Source organism: Clostridium sp. TF11-13AC, from assembly GCF_003481065.1.
GTDB lineage: Bacteria > Bacillota > Clostridia > Lachnospirales > Lachnospiraceae > Otoolea > Otoolea fessa.
This window is the reverse complement of the sequence record NZ_QUKJ01000002.1, coordinates 191,528-209,302: the sequence shown is the minus strand read 5'-3', so window position 1 is coordinate 209,302 and position 17,775 is coordinate 191,528. Positions and strand designations below refer to the sequence as shown.

The following is a 17,775-nucleotide window of genomic DNA, read 5'->3' as shown; positions in this document are numbered from 1 at the left end:
TTCTATTTACATAACATCAACTTTTCAACTCAATCCAAATCCTTTTACACTTTAATTTTAAATATTTATCCATAAATTTCAGTATACTTTCAATAACAATTCCACATATAAAAATAATAACAACAGCAAACATTATCATAAATGGGAATTTTTTTGAATATTGATACATAGCATTTTTAAATATATCATACCACCATACGCTAGCTAACACCCCGTCATGTAACATATAAATTCCCAGGGTACATGAGGCAATATAATTAATAGCTCCATTCACCCCTAGTTTTATATGTTTAAAGACACAAAACAACGTCAAGCTAAACAAAAATACAACAACCGAATTTGGTCTCCAAAAATACACCGCAGAAATTTCTTTCATTCTCACATCCGCATATTCTTCAAAAAAGATAAACAAAAGCAATCCTAATATTATAATTATAAATAGTGAAACTGATTTTTTCAAATCATTCATGTATTTAATATCATATAATTTGATATATGCTCCCATAAAATACATGACCAAAAGCCATATATATCGATTATAATAAGGCGATGACTCTGTATCACCATTATTTAATCCAAGTAATCCTAAAGTTGGATAAATAGACCATATTACCAATTGAATAACTAATAATCTTTTTAATTCCACTTGTTCTAAATTAATAATCATTTTTTTTAAATATGGAGAAATTACATATATTAGCATATACGCACTAACAAACCAGTATTTATTCCCTAATATAAGGTATATATATTGTTTATAGTTCAACAAATTCATTTTGTCACCATCAAAAAAACAAATCAAAATTATATTTCCAAGCAATAAATAGAATTCTACCATAACAGCATATTTAATGACTTTTTTCCATGAAAATGTTGTTTTGTCAAAAAAATACCCAGAAATCAACACAAAGCAATTAACTCCAACCTCGCCAAAATGATATACTACATCATATACCATTCTATTAATTATCGTTCCGCCAGATTCAAAATCAAATCCTCCTTTATATACATAATGGAAGGCAATAATCATTGCCATACTTACTATTCTCAATAATTCTAAATTGCTATCTCTCTTTTCACGCAAGATATCCATTTTTCATTTCCCTTAATATTATATTCGACAACCGTGTATAACACCTATTATAATTTTTCAATTTATTTTACCACTTGTTATTTTTTCAGCTTATTTAAAACCATATAAATCTCTTCAATCTTCATGGCAAACAAAAACGAAATATAACATATGAAAAATCCCCCTGAACAAATTAATATATTTAAAAAAGGATTAAATCTTACCATAAGTCTTAATACTGCTGTTATGATTCCTGCTACAAGAGTCGCAATTAAAATTCGTCTTGCAAAATCCTTCTCAATTTTATTTCGCAAATATTTTTTAGAAAAAAAGGTTTGCACTAACATTTGAGTAACTTCAGCTAAAAGTGTTGCAATTGCAGCTCCATAAATTCCATAAATAGGCATAAACAAGGCATTAAAAATAACATCTACAAACGCTCCACATATAACCGCCTTAGTATAACAATTTTCTAAACCATGAGGTATCAATATTTGATTTCCAGTGATATTTGAAAATCCAGAAATTAATAGTATTGGCATGAGAATCATCATACATGGTACAGCAGCCACATAATTCATTCCCCCTAATATAAAAATGCAATCCCACGCTTCGATTTCAAAAAAGACTGTTAGCGGAATAGAGATCATCAATATAATTCGAATAGAACTTTTTAATGTGTTATTATAATTTTCTTGCTCTTCCTGGGCAATATAATATGACAATCGCGGTAACAGTACTGCACTTATTGCATTTATCAAAGATAAAATTACCGTTTTAGCCTTTACAGCCACATCATAAAGCCCTACTGCCTTATCTCCGCTTATGAAGCCTAACATTAAAGAATCAAGATTTGTATAAATGCTTATTGCTAACAAAGATGCAAAAAAGGTTAATATTGGTTTCATATGTTTTTGTAATTCCAATTTATCCTTTATTTTAAAAGAAATAAATTTTTTAGAATAAACAAAATTACATATATAGTTTCCAACACAAGCAACTGCTAAAATAAATGCATATATTATATAATCATTTTTCGTATGAACAAATCCAAAAATCAAAACCAATGAAACCAATTTAAACAAAATAGCTCTTTTAGTAATGTAGGTATATTGTTCAAGCCCACCATATAACCATTCCATTGAAAATGGTGCTAGAGCTATTTGACCAATACTAATTATAAATAACCATCTGTTTGTCCGAAATTTATCTATCCATACGAATGACAATATGAGGAATACGATTACTCCACAAGTTACTAATGTATTTATCCAAAACAACTCTTTTACAGTTTTAGATAGCCTTAATTTATCATCTCTTACTTTCGCAACAGCTCTAATTCCATACGTCGAAATTCCTAATGCTCCAATTAGCATTCCATAACTAGCTATATTCGAAAAAAAAGTAACTTTACCAAGATACTCTGCATCTAGCACTCTTGACACATATGGATAAATAATCATCGGAAAAATCATGCTAGAGAGTTTATATATTATATTTAATATTGCATTTTTCTTAAGAGAATTATTTTTTTCCATATATTATTATATCTCCAATTTTAAGAATTGCTTTTTTCTATGGCAATAAATACCTCTAACTACCACATCATCAATCCTCTTACAATGAATTCTTCTTCCAAGTTTCAAAAATTTATTTATCATCTCCACTTTTGGCATTTTTCTTATGGATTTCAATATATCTCTATATGAAACATATTGTTTATTTGTTCCAAATGTCATTAACATTAGGTTTTCAGTATGTTTTTCTTCCGCAAAAAATCTGTCTGTATAACAATATAAATACGTTTCATGTAAATATGCTACAACCTTTTCAATTTGCAATTCACTACAAACATTCTCTTTGAAAAGCACATTTAAGATATGAATCATTTGCAAAATATGTTCCTTGTTAATCTTCATCTGTTCAAATAATTCATTCTCATTTTCGTCCAATTCCCCCAAAATACATTGTCCTCCAAAATAATAGTTTGCTGTACCATGAGACGCCTGCAAAATTCTCTCCAACAATCTATGATTAGTTGAAAAAATACCAAAGAAACGGCTTTTAATGGGAACATCCGTATAAACAAGCCCATACTTCCTATTATTTGGATTCAACAAACTTTCCCCCTCAAGTCCATAATAGAACCCTTCTATTTTCAACCTCCCTTCAAAAAAATTATACAAATTATCTTGAATAGTTCCCTTCCATCCAATATCAACTATCGCAATATTCTTCGTATTAGCATCAATTCCTATCGTTTCCAGATAATCCTTAAACTCTTTTTTTTCACGTATAACAGCAACTTTATATCGTTCCGCAAACAATTCGTTATTTATTAACATTTCAAATTCTTTACTTTCAAAAAAGTTTCGAATTTCACTATCCGTATTAATCTTATAGTTCGAACTAAAATCCTCTAATTTCATCCCCAATGTCAATATAAAATCTTTAATTGAAATACTATTTATACTTCTTTTTAATGTAGAAAAAGTTTCGATTTTTATATTTTCATTTAACGATGGCAAAAATGTTGACTTTCTTGAAACCAGCATATAATGTGTACTGATTTTTTTATCCAAATTTGTGTCTTTCAAAAATGTATCAAAAACCTTTTTTAAAAATTCTCCCTCACGAGAGAAAAAATATATATCTTTAATATTTTTTTCTTTAACTTTTTTTAACAATTTTCTTATAAACAAAAAAATGGAAAACGCATTATTCGCAAACGGAGCTTCTCTCAGCAATCCTTCAAACAAGTTCCATAATTTATAATTTAAAGTTTCCTCTTTCTTTAAATCATGTTTTTTTATATTATACGAATCTATTCCATGTTCTCTAGCTCTTTTATAATCACTTATCTTATTATCCCCTATCATCAAAATCTCGCTTGCATTTAAATTCAGATTTTTCATTATTTCTCCAAATAATAATCCGCTACTTTTTCTATATCCAACTTCAGATGAAATAAACATTTTATCAACCAAGTCATTTATTCCAAGAATCATAAATATCCTCTCAAAAAAGGCTCTTGGCATGTAAAAATCGGATACTAAACAAATATCCTTTTTCCTTTTTTTTGCATCTTTTAAAAGGGTGTATATAGGTTGATTAATTCTAATAACGCTCACTTCGATTTGAATATATATTTCTAATATATAATTATAAAACTCTTCAAAAGTATGCATTATACTTTTAATATATTCAAACCGATTGTACATATTATATGCAACTTTTTTAAATGATAGTTCGTCAATTGGTTCGTCTTTAATTTGTTTACTAATTTTCCATATTTCTTTCACACATATATAATCAATTTCATATTTTTCTGCGATCATATAAAACCAACGTTCAAGCACCTGTTCTGGTGAACATATCCTATATAATAATGTATCAAAACAATCAACAAAAATTGTTTTTTTCTTATCTATTACAGCAAGAATTTGATTATTTTTTTCATTCATATCATTTCCTTTTTCTATCTTAATATCAGGCGTTCCCTAAACTTGAAACAACTCATCTTTTTCCAAATTGTAATTTATATATAATACTTTTCGAACTACATATTCGAAAATAAGCGCATACAGCATTACAAACAAATAAATTGTCTGAATGATTTTCAAATCATAATAGAAAAAAAACATTGTCATTGTTACAATAGAGTCAATAACCATATTAGAAATATTATATCCACAATTGACATTATACAACATTCCAAAAAAAGAGCCAAAAAAAGCACTTAAACATATAATCCCACCAAAGGAAAAATCTCTATACATATTTCCAAACGCTGTATAAACATTTACATCCGTTATATCCGTAACTACATCTTGAACTATGGAGACATGCTCTCCAATTCCTAAGTAAGACAGAATATTAATAAATGGTCTGAAGCATAGTGTTCCCTTTGTAAATGCCAACGAATTGTTACTTATTAACTTTCCAAAAGCTTCTATTGTTACAGAAGTGTATTCACTTATTGTTCCTAATATTGCCTCTAGATAATTTGAATATCTCCCATTTACAACATAGTTTCTTTGAAAGCTTATAACAACAATAAGTGCTATTATCATTATACCAAACCCAGTTCCATACTTTATATAGAATTTGTGCTCTTCTTTTTTATTTCTAACTCCTAACATATATACAGAAATAAAATAAATAACATCTATCAAAAAACCTTCTTTTGACATTGTAATTAAAGAGCTTAAAAGCCTTATAATTAAAACAAACAAAAATTTAGGAAGCACGTTTTTTATTTTGTTTTGCATTGCAATCGGGAAGAAACACAATGTCACAAAAAAATTTAAAGACAAAAAAATACCACAAACACTAATTAACATACTACTGTTTCTCTGTAAGTACAAATACCTGACATATGTACTATTTGTAAATATATCTAAAAAGCTTGGTGCAACTTGCATAACCGCATACAAACCCACCAAAAAATTCAAAGTACTTACAGCCATGTTTACATTCAGCATTTTTTCAACAAATATATTATTGTATAAAATAGTTGACTTTTCTTTTCTTATCTTTTTATTAAAAATATATTGTGTAGTAAAAAAAAAGCTTACAAAAAAGAATTCACCAATCAAAATCCATATTGTTGCACTATTAAATTCTTCAGAGTCAACGTTCCTTCGGGCAAGAATGTCGCCCAAATACAACATTATTGTAAATAACAAAATTGGATTCCAAATTCGTTGATAGTAATTAACTGAAGCCATAACAACTATCATTGTAAAAAGAGTTAATATTAAAAGTTCAACGCTCATTATCCATATCCCTTTTTATCTTTAATATTCTTTTATTTATTTTTTAAAACATAATTTTCATAGAAATAAATATTTGCTTTTTTCAACTCATTGTTAATTGAAAAATCTGCAAGTTTCATACATCCATCTTCTTTATGTTTTATTATAATATCATTATTATATACTGTTTTGAACCCATTCATTCTGCATCTATAAGCCAAAATTCCTTCTTCTCCAAACAAAAACACATTTTCATCATAAAGAGGTTTTATTGTTTGAACTACAACTTTTTTTATGATAACAAAGCTGCCATGTGCTGCAAATATATCAAACTTGCCTTTTTTTCTTAAGGTTTCAATTCTATTTATTACTCTATTGAAAACCATACCTACTCCTAGTATTATTTTATTATTTTTTTTCAATCCGCAATATATACAATACTCAGAAAAATGATTTTCTTTAACCAGCATTGGGTTTTGTTTTTTCCCCGAAGCTGCTATTATTTTAGGTGCTATTATTTCTGCATCCAGTTCAGATAATTCACCAAATTGCTCAACCACTATATCAGGATTGGAGATAATAATATAGTCGAATATATATTTATCTAATGCATATTCTATTCCCCTATTATTCCCATAACTGTAGCCCTTATTTACAATATTGATAAAATCACATTTTCTCTCATTTGCAGTTTTCTCTATTTCATTTTTAGTCTCTTCGTCATAATATGAATTAACGATAATTATTTTTACAGAGTCTATTTTGTTTTTTATAGATTCTATACACTCAAGCAAATCTTCTGTATTACGATAGGTCAAAATTATTACAATGTATTTATAATTTTCTTTTTTCATACCTATTATCTTTCTTTTATCATTTTCATTATTTCTTCAATTTTTTTATTGGATCCCCATACCGCTTTAGAATCATATGGTCTATCTGGAAATGCACCATACTCTAACTTTATATCAAATCCATTTTCTCTTATAAATCGCTCCACTCTATCAGCTAGCTTTTCCGGTCTCCCAGAACAAATATTTATTATACCACTAATCTCATTTTGCATTACCGCCATTGAAGTCTGTTTACAAAATTCCTCATAATCAATAAAATCAAATTGATTTAATCCCCAAGTAAACGGGAATGTTTTCTTTCCCTCAAAAGCTGCTGCAGCAATTTTTGAAAAAACAGAAGAGCCATATTTTGTATTTCCTACTATATAATATCCCCTAAGCCACATAAAATTTTTTCCATTTTGTTTGCATATTATTTTAACAGCTTCGCGAAGTGCATTTTTAGCTATTCCATAATAACTCTCCGGATTACAAGGAGTATTCTCATCAATACTCCCTTCATAAAAGCCAATTTCATGCATACTTCCCATTACAGCAATCATTTCTATTTTTGAAGACGCTATTTTTTCAATAAATGAAAAATGCTTAGGCAAGTCCAACATATGAGAATCTGAATAATGTATAAATCCATCCCGCCATGCTAAATGCAACAAAACATCTGGATTACCAAAATATGCATATGGATCGTCAATTTCAAACAAATTACACGGTTCTTTTATCGCTCGTTCATCTACACGCTCAAGAGAAACATCTGTAGCCACAACCTCCACACCATTGTCAAGTAATTTTTTTACAATTCCTTGACCCAAATAGCCATTAGCCCCTGTCACTAAAATTTTCATATTTTTACCTTTCTTCTTAAAAATTCTATGCATTTATCCAATTATGTGTCTTAAAATCATATTTCTTTATAATTTTTGCAGGAATTCCAGCCACCATGCAATATGCAGGAATAGACTTTGTTACCACTGCATTAGCAGCTATAACGCATCGTTCACCAATTTTTACTCCAGGCATTATTGTAACTTTTTCTCCAATCCAACAACCACTACCAATAAACACCTCTTTCGCTTCTAGGGGATTCTCGACATAGCTCATACAAGTTTCCGGATTAATTCCGTGATTTTCAGATGTTATTAAAACATCACTTGCTATCAAAACATTGTCACTGATGATAATGGGTTCCGCCGATAATGCTGAAAATCTATTTCTTATACTAACATTATTTCCTATTTTTATTGACGGATCATAAGTTTTACCATGATATTCTTTTATAAATAAAAAGCGAGCATCGTTTCCTATATCTATTTTATTTCCTAATTGTAAACAATTCACTCTTCTAATTGAAATTCTCGAACCTATTGTCACATTTTTGCTTCCCGTTTTCCATATATATATCATTAAAATAGGATGTCTTACAAATGATATTATCTGTTTAATAAAAAATTTTAATTTTTCCATATAATTATTAGCTATTCTTCTAAATTCATCTTTCAATTTTTTTAAGATATATTTATCATTTCGATAATCTATCTGTTACAAAGTCAATCTTAAAAAGTTTCCCAATTGCCTTTGCTGGCTTCGTTAAGATTTTGGGTGTTAAACTGTACATAAAAAGTTTAAGATTGTATTTAAAATCTTCTTTTTTACTCAACATTTCCCTTTCATTTAAATCTATATGATGACCTATATTTTCCATTTTTTTAATGGCTCCGCGCAGATATCTACTTTGAACAATTGTATGCGTTATATTTAATATATTTCTATCATCTATTAAATACTCTATTCGTTTTTCGTTATATTTTTCATTATCCAACTGATTCATTTCAAACTTCCATGCATTGTAATTTTCATTCCCAATTTTTTTCTTCAAAAAATCAGTTTCCCAAATGGCTGCTTGAAGATTAAGTCCATATTTCTTATCAATTGGTACAATATGAATATGTTTGTTTCCTTTATAAGGTTTACCTTTTTCCCATGTCTGTTTTACCAACTGAACAAGTATTTGATAAAACTTTATTTTATCTTGTTCAACCATCTCCAAACAAGATTTTACTATTTTATTATCTACATAATCTGAAATAAAAAAATCCTCTAACATCAGAATCACATATGGAGTCTTTATTTTTTCAAGTCCCGCCAAGGCACGTTTACTCCATTCCGTATTTTTCCCCGCCGGAACAACATGCACATTATCATATGAAGGTTCTAATTCAGATGTAGCCAAATATGTACTTGGTCTATCTTTCCAATATTTATTCATCAACTCAAAAAAGTGATTCCAAACATCAATATATCCATCATACCCAACCACAAGTATCGAAACATCATTATAAATATCTTTTACCATATTATAAACCTCTTATAAAAAGTATTTTTTCATAGCATTCCATGCGAAGCATGTTACATGAAAACCAGCTGCAAGCCTACCAATGTGTTCATCCTGTGTTTGTATCTCCCATACCTGTTTAATACTCTTAAATTTATTTGATGATAAGGAATTATTGCTAATCCTATATTTAACTAAAGCCTCATTAATTCCATATGCAATAATTCCACCTCTTAAAAGACTAAGCCAAGTTGCATAATCCTGTCCCCCTCTTCGAAGGGGCATTCTAAATTCTCCTACAATTTCTCTATCAACCATAACAGAAGAAGTTGCAATAATTGTATTATGCAAAAGATATCTATAATCACAGCTTTCCTTGATATTACGTTTTTTCTTTATTATCTCACCATTCTGATTTATCATTTCAATAGCAGCATACACAAATGGACTTTTCGTTTTTTTCATAAGTTCAATTTGACGCTTTGTTTTTTCTGGCAACCATAAATCATCACCATCTAAAAACGCTACATACTGTCCCGTCGCTAATTCTAACGCTCTATTTCTAGCTGCTCCAGCTCCCATATTCTTTGGCTGACAAAAATATATTATTTCTGGATGCAACTTTTGCATCTGTTTAATAATCTGTGCCGACTTATCCTTCGAACAATCATCCACCAATATAATCTCTATATTCTTATAAGTTTGAGAAAGAACTGACTCTATCGTTTCTTTTAAGTATCGTTCTGCATTAAAAATTGGTGTAATAACCGATACCCTTCCCTTGACATACTGACGTTCCATTTTCTTCTCCCAATTAATAAACTGGCGTAACCCAGTCTCTAAATTGTTCTAATTCTCCCCTCACAACGTTAAGATACGCAACATGAAGCTCTCTAGTAATATTTCCAGTTGTTCCTTCTCCAACCTTATATTTATCTACACTAAATACTGGTGTCATTTCCATTGCTGAACCGCATAAAAATGCCTCATCACAAGTATATAATTCTGTTCTGTCAATCGTCCTCTCAATTACCGGCAAGCCTTTACTCTGTGCAATTTTTATTACAGTATCTCTTGTAATACTTTCAAGAACACTATCCGTAAGTTTCGGTGTAATGAGCGTTTTACCTTTTACAATAAAAAAGCAAGAACCTGGTCCTTCTGAAACCTTTCCCCTTTCATTCAAAAAAATACAGGTATCATAGCCATTGCGAAGCGCCTCTCTCTGTCCCACTCGACTATTAATATAATTTGCACCACATTTTATTCGTGGCGAAAGATTCTCATCACTAATTCTTCTCCATGATGTTATACAAACATTTAAGCCCTTTTTATTATATTCAGCACTAGTGTTTCCTCTCGGAATCGGTGCCACAAACATCTCTACCGGTCCATCAGAGCCCCACGAACCAAATCCATCTACAAATAAAGTCTGACGAACTGAAAGATTTTCTTTATACTCATTCGCTTTAACAACTTCTAAAAAAGCCTTTGTTAAATTTTCTTTTGTATATTTACAGTCAATTTGTATCAACTTTGCTGAACGAAGTAATCTATCATAATGGTCATTTAATCGAAATGCATATAACTGTTTCTCATTTTCATTCCAATAACATGGAATTCCTTCAAACACATTTAGCCCAAATTGAGATGTAGGTGCAAGAATATTTATCTTAGCATCATTGATATCCAATATCTGTTCTTTAAACCATATTCTTCTATGTGCAACGTCGTATTTCATATTACCCCTCCTACTGATTATTCAGGATCTGGTTGATGTGCCAGCCTAATAATCTCCGTTTCCTCCGCTTTGGCTGCTTCCACATCATCCAAAGAATCGTCTACTTTATTTTCATAAATTTTTTCATGTTTAAAAGCCTTGAATATTGATTCAATTCCTATCTTAATATCTATTAAAAAACCATATTTTGCGAACAAATCAACATATTCATTATCATATGTAACTTTCTCGTCCCATGAAATATCGTTTCTTCCTTTTATCTGTGCCAATCCAGTTAATCCAGCTTTTACTTTAAAACGTTTTTTATACTTATTATTAAGCGTATCAAAATCTCCCAGCTCATACGTTACGCATGGCCTAGGACCAACCACTGACATATCTCCTTTTAAAATATTAAACAACTGAGGCAATTCATCAATACTGCTATCTCGTAATTTTCTACCTATTTTAGTTACGCGAGGATCATTTTTATAATTAAATAATCCCGCGCCCATTTGTTCTGCATCTACTACCATAGATCTAAATTTTAGCATATGAAACACTCGACCATCTTTTGTTCTTCTTTCTTGTCGAAAGAAAACAGGTCCTTCAGAATCTTTTTTTATTGCAATAGATACTCCTATCCAAACCGGTGTTAATAAAATAATACATATTCCTGATGACAGAATATCAAATACTCTTTTTATGCACAAACTAAACTTTTTCATAGCCACTCCATTAATATTTACTTAGAATTTAAATGTGTGAAAAATATCCTCAAAAGTTTCTTTTCGCTTGATTACCTCTACTTCGTTTCCGCAAATATCCAACACTGGAAAATTCGGTAAAATAAATGGCGGTTTCATGACTAACGAATAAGATCCGCAATTACTAATAATAACAGCATCCCCTAATGCTAATTTCCCACTATAATCCTTATAAATCACGTCTCCCTCGATACATGTATAACCCACCATATCAAGCTTCTCATACTTTTTCTCTGTTTCCCCCATATGAACAATCTCTATAGGTGGATTAACTCCTGACATACTAATATTTTTTTGACTCCCCAGTATTGAAGCTATTTTTTTTCCTCTAACATCTTTTATTGTTTTTACTGTCCCTACAAATTTCATACAATCCCCAACAATTGCTGTTCCAGGTTCTACCAACAATTCCGGGAGCTTATCTTTATCCTTAAAATATTCTTGAAATATTGTAGCAACCGCAATAGCATATTCCTTATAATTTGGTATTTTTGTCGCGATTTGCTGTTTTAATTCTTCTGGCATTTTACCAAAAATTCCACCGCCAATATCTATTCTATCAGGAATAATTCCCACTTTATCCAGTAATTGAATCATTCCTTTCGCCCTTGCTGGCCAATATTCTAATTGCCGTTTTGCAAAGTGACATTGAAAGTTCATAAAATGTAAATTATTTGTATGTGTTAACATATCTAATACTTGATTAAAATCTCGACTATTAATATCAAATCCAAAACGTGAGCAAACTCCATCTCCCACATCGTAATTGCATCTAATCCCAACATTTAATTTTTTTTCTGTTTCTTTTGCAATCCTACGTATATCCTCCGCTTCCTCCAATGAATCAATATTAACCGTTACCCCCTGCAAGAGAAACTCCGCTAACTTTGTGCGCTCTTTAATTGGTCCGTTCCATATAATCCTATCTGGAGTAACTCCGCACTTCAATGCAAGTTCTACTTCCATCTCTGAAACAGTTTCTGCATATCCGCCTAATTCATTTACTATCTTACATAATTTTGGTATGTAGTTCGTTTTGTAAGAGTATGCAATATTAAAATTAGGATATATAGAGGCAAATTCACTTTTTAACTCTAAAAAATTATTTTGAAATTGTCTTGAATCAAGAATATAAAACGCATCCCCATAATTAGCTCGTAAAGTAGAAATCATTTTTTTATCAATAATCATTTTTTTAACTCTTTCTTTTTATTAACAATGTTTTCAACAATTCTTTTAATTTCCTTCTCATTCGAAATAAAATCTGTCGTTTTTCCTATCGTCATTTCATATTCTCTTAACACCCTCATATTTTCTTTGAACAACCGTTCTATTTCTTTCAAATCAGAGACGACTTCAGTATTACAAAAACTTCTAGACAAAATTGCTCTCGTTGATTGAAGGCGATAATGTTCTATAATTATTTTTTCTGCAGGTAAATCTCCACTTCCAATGCGCGCTATTCCACCAAATCCATATGGCAAACCAGCTTTTCTAATCTTTTTCGTCAATTTTTCAACAGTACCATTTGTTAATAACTCGAACATAAAATCCAATTTATAAGATAAATGCAAATCATTTAATCCTATATGTATTTCATCTATTCCCCCCAGTTGTAACACATCATCTAAACATTCCACAGCCTCCTTCGTCTCAAGAAGCAATGTTGTTTTACACCTACCATCAACAGCTCTTACAAAGTTTTCCACTTCCTGCGAAGTTTTCCACATCGGAAGCATAACTATATCCGCTCCTGCCGATATGACATCATCTATTTCTTTAATAGAGCACACATTCCATGGATTAACGCGTACCAACAATTGCGATGTTGTTAATAAGGGTTTTATTTCCCTTATATCATCTATGGTATGTTTTGACTTTACCGTATTTAATCCCTTTTGACGTTCTTCTTTTCCAAGGGTTTCTAAATCAATCCAAATTCTATCAACCCCATATTTTTCAGCAATTAACGCAATCTTCGGATTATTAGTTATATACATCAAAACTAATGGCATTTTTATCTCCCATCCACTTGTATTCTAAAATTTTTATGCTTTCAATATTCCTCGTTCGATTAATTAATTTTAATACTTTACATTTCAAAACAAGCATACTCACTTTGTCTGTACCGGCTTCACATATGTCGGCACAATCATTCTTACAACTTCTTTGATACTATCCGAATCCCGGTTTGCTATCTCATACAGCTCATCCAGCTGATGTGCAAAGTAATCCATATCAAAATCTATCGGTTTACCAATATGAATCAGCTTATTTGGAGTATCCTGAAGTCCTTCCTCATTCATCAGAAGTTCTTCGTACAATTTTTCACCTGGACGAAGTCCCGTAAACTCAATCTTGATATCTTCATCTACCCGGTAACCAGAAAGACGAATCAGGTTTTTAGCCAGATCAAGAATCTTAACCGGCTCTCCCATATCCAGAACAAAAATCTCGCCACCTTTTGCATAGGCACCTGCCTGCAGTACCAGAGATACCGCCTCCGGGATCGTCATGAAATAGCGGATAATGTCTGGATGTGTAACCGTCACCGGTCCGCCTTCTGCGATCTGTCTCTTGAAAAGCGGGATAACCGAGCCGTTGCTGCCGAGTACATTGCCAAATCGTACTGCCACGAAATCGGTCTTGGATTTCGCGTTCATCATCTGGATAACCATCTCGCACATACGTTTGGAAGCACCCATGATGTTAGTCGGGTTCACCGCCTTATCCGTTGAAATCAGCACAAAGCGCTTGACGCCGTATTTATCGGCCGCTTTGGCTGTTTTATATGTACCAAATACGTTATTCTTGATCGCCTCATTCGGGCTGTCTTCCATCAGCGGAACGTGCTTATGCGCTGCCGCATGATATACGATCTCCGGTCTGTATTTTTCAAAGATTGTATCGATACGGTGTGTATTTCGCACAGAGGCAATCAATACCTCTAGGTTCAGAGCCGGATATTTTTCCCGCAGTTCCATCTGGATATCGTAAGCATTGTTCTCATAGATATCCACAATGATCAGCTGCTTAGGATTGTGGGCCGCAATCTGACGGCACAGCTCGCTTCCGATAGAACCGCCGCCTCCGGTAACCAGCACCACTTTACCACTGACATATCCCATGATCTCGTCTAGATTGACACGGATCGGATCGCGACCAAGCAAATCTTCGATCTGTACTTCACGAAGCTTGGACACGCCCACTTCCCCGTTTAAAAGCTGATAGATGCCCGGAAGGGTCTTTACTTTACAGTCTGTTTTACGGCAAATCTCAATGATCTCCTTGCGTTCTTTTGCCGAAGCAGATGGCATCGCAATATAGATTTCATCAACCCGGTATTTTGCCGCCATTTCCGGAATATCATTCCGGGTACCTACGATCGGTACCTCATTTAAATATTTTCCCTGTTTATTCGGATTGTCATCGATAAAGCAGACAACCCTATCACTTACCTGCTGGCTGCTGGTCATCTCTTTCAATATCACGGCGCCGGAGCTTCCTGCACCCACGATCATGATTCTCCGCTCAGTTTGTCCCATATTCTGAGGCACAATAGTTGTCAATATACGATAGGACAGGCGGACCCCCAGCTCCATACAGGTTAACGCTATAAAACAAATCACATAAAAACTTCTCGGAACCCTGTGCTCCAGAAATACCATTCCAGCAACCTGCACCAGCGTCGCCAGTGCACAGGATCCCACAATACGCAGTGCCTCCCGGATGCCTGCCACACTCCACATGATCGCGTACAGGCGGAACAAGAAGAAGATAATCAGTGTAGTTACTATGTAAAGAGGAAGATATGCCTCAACGGGTCCTGCATACTCCACCGGGATCTTCCACGCGTTCATATCGAAGCGGACAAAGAGTCCCAAAAATGATGCCATGCACACAGCCAGTGCATCGACCACCATCAAAATCATCATACGTGCCCTTTTGCTATGAGGCAGGTACTTCTCCAGTACAACATTCATATTCATTGCAATTGCCCATCCCTAGTATTTCATTTTGTTTTTATCCTTCCACTAGACAGATAAATTCTAGTTTATTATACGCTACTTTCGGTGGGGATTCAATAGAAGTTTATGGGAAGAAAAGGTTAGGAAATTCTTAAGAATCAGGGGGGACATCGCTTTTGAAGTGAGTATATGAGATTTTTTTCGTAATTGCTTGAAAATTGTAGGATTTTTCGTTATGATTGGGGTGTCATACAGCGCTTCGTTCCTTCTTCTCATCACTGGACAAGCGCAATCGGCTGTATGATGGGGAGAGAGCCTTGGGAGAAGGTTCTCTTCTTTTCGCTTCGCTTTGTGTGTCTTATTTGATATAATTTGTAATTCATCAAAAATTCTTTCAAGATATCTCAATTTTATTGCCTTTAAATAAAAAATTTCTCGTTTTCTCTTGTAAAATCAACCGCTTCAAGGTATCATGCATATATCAATATAGAAAGGTAACAACCATGAAAATCAAACTCCCTTTTGGTGAAATAGAAACAGGCAAAGAATGTCCCTGTTCTAAAGATGATGAATATAAAATAAAGATAAAATGTATAAAAACAAAATTGCACAGCACATACTTGCTTATCATTGCCTCCATAATATGCATATGGTTATTTTCATTATTAACGTATGACCATAAAGGTTTTGTAGAGCAAATGTCCTTTGCAAGTACGATCACATCTATCATTTTATCTGTATTAGCCATCATAATGAGTATTACAGGAGAAGGAAAAACCGAACACATAAAAGACCAATTAGAAGCAGCTGCCAAGGAAATCAAACAATCGCAAGAAACTGTAAATCGCATCAATGACACCATTGAAAACAGTTTACAAAAGGTAAATGACGGTCTAGACGAATTAATAAACGAATTGATTCATTACCGGATGCTACTGCTCAAAAAGTTTCAGAATATACACTTAGAAACGATGATATAGACAGTGACTCTCAAGAAGTTAGTAATATGGAGATATAAAAATGGAAAATTTGAATGGAAATCTTATTTTATGTCAAAATTTTGATAAGAATAATGGAAATATTACCGGTATCTTTAATACGATAACTCTAAACGACGCTCAACGTCAATCTTTTGACCTTGTAATGTTCTTTTCTGGCGTTGAATATCCGCCCAAGGCAATGATCGTCTATTATTTGATATATCGTGTTCAAGAATTTAAAGAAAACGAAGCTAATAGTGTAAAAATGCTAAGCAAAAGTATCTTACGAAGAGTCTCTGGTTCTCAACGAGTGGATGGTAAAGGACGCGAATGTTCTTTTTCAGATGCTTTTGCATCAAGTATAAAAGTAGAAATTAAAAAACTTAAATTTACCAAAACAGGAGTATATGAAATTCGAGCATATGTATTCCCTTATGAAAAAGATATGCCCGATTTTAGTGTCACAGATATTCTAAATCATAAAGAGGCTTTTTTATGTTTAGGGAACTTTGAAGTTAGGGAGAAAACTGTTTAATCGAAAATAAAGAATAGACTTTTTATATCACAATATTCTAGAGAATTTCATCAAAAAAGTGGTACCCTTCTTTCAACAATTTTTTATTTATTACTATATATTAACACTTAAAGTTTAAAGCGCTGCGGCAAGAACAAACGTTTGCGCAATTCCATATAATCTGCTATAATAGAGGTATACTAATGAGAGCATCCGATAGATTTGAAGAAATCACGCATCAGACAGGTCTTTATAATATTCAACCCATTAATAATATCCCATCCATTATGAAAAGAGGATTATTATCTAATGAAAAAGCCCGTAAAATCAATCATACATCAATTGCAATGAATGAAGTACAGGACAGAAGAGACCTTATTCGAATCCCTAATGGATTAAGGCTGCATCAATATGCCAATCTTTATTTTGATCCATGGAACCCAATGTTATCCAAAAGACGAAACCAAAATGAAGAAATTTGTATTTTAAAATTCGACAAAGTAGTTTTAGATTTTGAAGATGTTATTCTTTCAGACAGAAATGCTTCTAGTGATTATGCTGCTTTCTATGATGCATTCACAGGGTTAGACAATATAGATTTTAACTCTGTTTATGCTAAATATTGGATCGATGACAATTATTACGAACAATGCAAAAAAAAATCTATTAAATGTGCCGAAGTTTTAGTTCCTCATTATATTCCATTTGATTATGTAATGTGTGCAGCTGTTGTAAATGAAAATGCCAAAATCAATTTAAAATCCACTGGATTTAACAAAAAAATCTTTATAGAAAAAAGCTTGTTTTTTTAGGA

At 32.2% G+C, this 17,775-nt stretch carries 17 protein-coding genes; 3 read left to right on the top strand and 14 right to left on the bottom strand.

What is annotated here, in order from left to right; genetic code table 11:
* Positions 1-16: 16 nt before the first annotated feature.
* The 14 genes from DXD12_RS05165 to DXD12_RS05100 form a co-directional block, all read right to left on the bottom strand.
* Entirely contained in the window at positions 17-1,093 is a 1,077-nt protein-coding gene (locus DXD12_RS05165; protein WP_118637678.1) for an acyltransferase, read from the bottom strand.
* Between the two features lie 77 nt (positions 1,094-1,170).
* The gene (locus tag DXD12_RS05160; RefSeq protein WP_118637676.1) at positions 1,171-2,610 is read right to left on the bottom strand and encodes a flippase; all 1,440 of its coding nucleotides are present in this window, start codon (positions 2,608-2,610) and stop codon (positions 1,171-1,173) included.
* Positions 2,611-2,616: 6 nt separating this feature from the next.
* Positions 2,617-4,536, bottom strand: coding sequence for an HAD family hydrolase (locus DXD12_RS05155; protein ID WP_118637674.1), 1,920 nt, complete (start codon positions 4,534-4,536; stop codon positions 2,617-2,619).
* Between the two features lie 36 nt (positions 4,537-4,572).
* Positions 4,573-5,850, bottom strand: coding sequence for an O-antigen polymerase (locus DXD12_RS05150; RefSeq protein WP_118637672.1), 1,278 nt, complete (start codon positions 5,848-5,850; stop codon positions 4,573-4,575).
* 32 nt (positions 5,851-5,882) lie between these two features.
* Entirely contained in the window at positions 5,883-6,683 is an 801-nt protein-coding gene (locus DXD12_RS05145) for a glycosyltransferase (RefSeq protein ID WP_118637670.1), read from the bottom strand.
* A 5-nt stretch (positions 6,684-6,688) separates the two neighbouring features.
* On the bottom strand, positions 6,689-7,525 hold the full coding sequence (locus DXD12_RS05140) for an NAD(P)-dependent oxidoreductase (RefSeq protein ID WP_118637943.1): 837 nt from the start codon (positions 7,523-7,525) through the stop codon (positions 6,689-6,691).
* Positions 7,526-7,550: 25 nt separating this feature from the next.
* The gene (locus DXD12_RS05135; protein WP_118637668.1) at positions 7,551-8,144 is read right to left on the bottom strand and encodes an acyltransferase; all 594 of its coding nucleotides are present in this window, start codon (positions 8,142-8,144) and stop codon (positions 7,551-7,553) included.
* 55 nt (positions 8,145-8,199) lie between these two features.
* The gene (locus DXD12_RS05130) at positions 8,200-9,033 is read right to left on the bottom strand and encodes a hypothetical protein (protein ID WP_118637666.1); all 834 of its coding nucleotides are present in this window, start codon (positions 9,031-9,033) and stop codon (positions 8,200-8,202) included.
* Between the two features lie 12 nt (positions 9,034-9,045).
* Positions 9,046-9,813, bottom strand: coding sequence for a glycosyltransferase family A protein (locus tag DXD12_RS05125; protein ID WP_118637664.1), 768 nt, complete (start codon positions 9,811-9,813; stop codon positions 9,046-9,048).
* A gap of 13 nt (positions 9,814-9,826) precedes the next feature.
* Complete coding sequence (locus tag DXD12_RS05120; protein ID WP_118637662.1) at positions 9,827-10,753, bottom strand: branched-chain amino acid transaminase; 927 nt, start codon at positions 10,751-10,753, stop codon at positions 9,827-9,829.
* Between the two features lie 17 nt (positions 10,754-10,770).
* The gene (locus DXD12_RS05115; protein ID WP_118637660.1) at positions 10,771-11,460 is read right to left on the bottom strand and encodes a sugar transferase; all 690 of its coding nucleotides are present in this window, start codon (positions 11,458-11,460) and stop codon (positions 10,771-10,773) included.
* 21 nt (positions 11,461-11,481) lie between these two features.
* Positions 11,482-12,690: an alanine racemase gene (locus DXD12_RS05110; protein ID WP_118637658.1), complete on the bottom strand. Its 1,209-nt coding sequence runs from the start codon at positions 12,688-12,690 to the stop codon at positions 11,482-11,484.
* Positions 12,687-13,514 (bottom strand): aldolase/citrate lyase family protein, encoded by an 828-nt coding sequence (locus DXD12_RS05105; protein WP_118637656.1) that lies wholly within the window; start codon positions 13,512-13,514, stop codon positions 12,687-12,689. The genes DXD12_RS05110 and DXD12_RS05105 overlap by 4 nt, the downstream gene beginning before the upstream one ends.
* A 99-nt stretch (positions 13,515-13,613) precedes the next feature.
* Positions 13,614-15,482 (bottom strand): nucleoside-diphosphate sugar epimerase/dehydratase, encoded by a 1,869-nt coding sequence (locus tag DXD12_RS05100; protein WP_118637941.1) that lies wholly within the window; start codon positions 15,480-15,482, stop codon positions 13,614-13,616.
* A gap of 488 nt (positions 15,483-15,970) precedes the next feature.
* Here DXD12_RS05100 and DXD12_RS05095 point away from each other — a divergent pair, with 488 nt between their 5' ends.
* The 3 genes from DXD12_RS05095 (at position 15,971) to DXD12_RS05085 (ending at position 17,773) form a co-directional block, all read left to right on the top strand.
* Complete coding sequence (locus DXD12_RS05095) at positions 15,971-16,447, top strand: hypothetical protein (protein ID WP_118637654.1); 477 nt, start codon at positions 15,971-15,973, stop codon at positions 16,445-16,447.
* Between the two features lie 40 nt (positions 16,448-16,487).
* Positions 16,488-16,982 (top strand): hypothetical protein, encoded by a 495-nt coding sequence (locus DXD12_RS05090; protein ID WP_118637652.1) that lies wholly within the window; start codon positions 16,488-16,490, stop codon positions 16,980-16,982.
* Positions 16,983-17,164: 182 nt separating this feature from the next.
* Positions 17,165-17,773: a DUF4433 domain-containing protein gene (locus DXD12_RS05085; protein WP_118637650.1), complete on the top strand. Its 609-nt coding sequence runs from the start codon at positions 17,165-17,167 to the stop codon at positions 17,771-17,773.
* Positions 17,774-17,775: the final 2 nt, after the last annotated feature.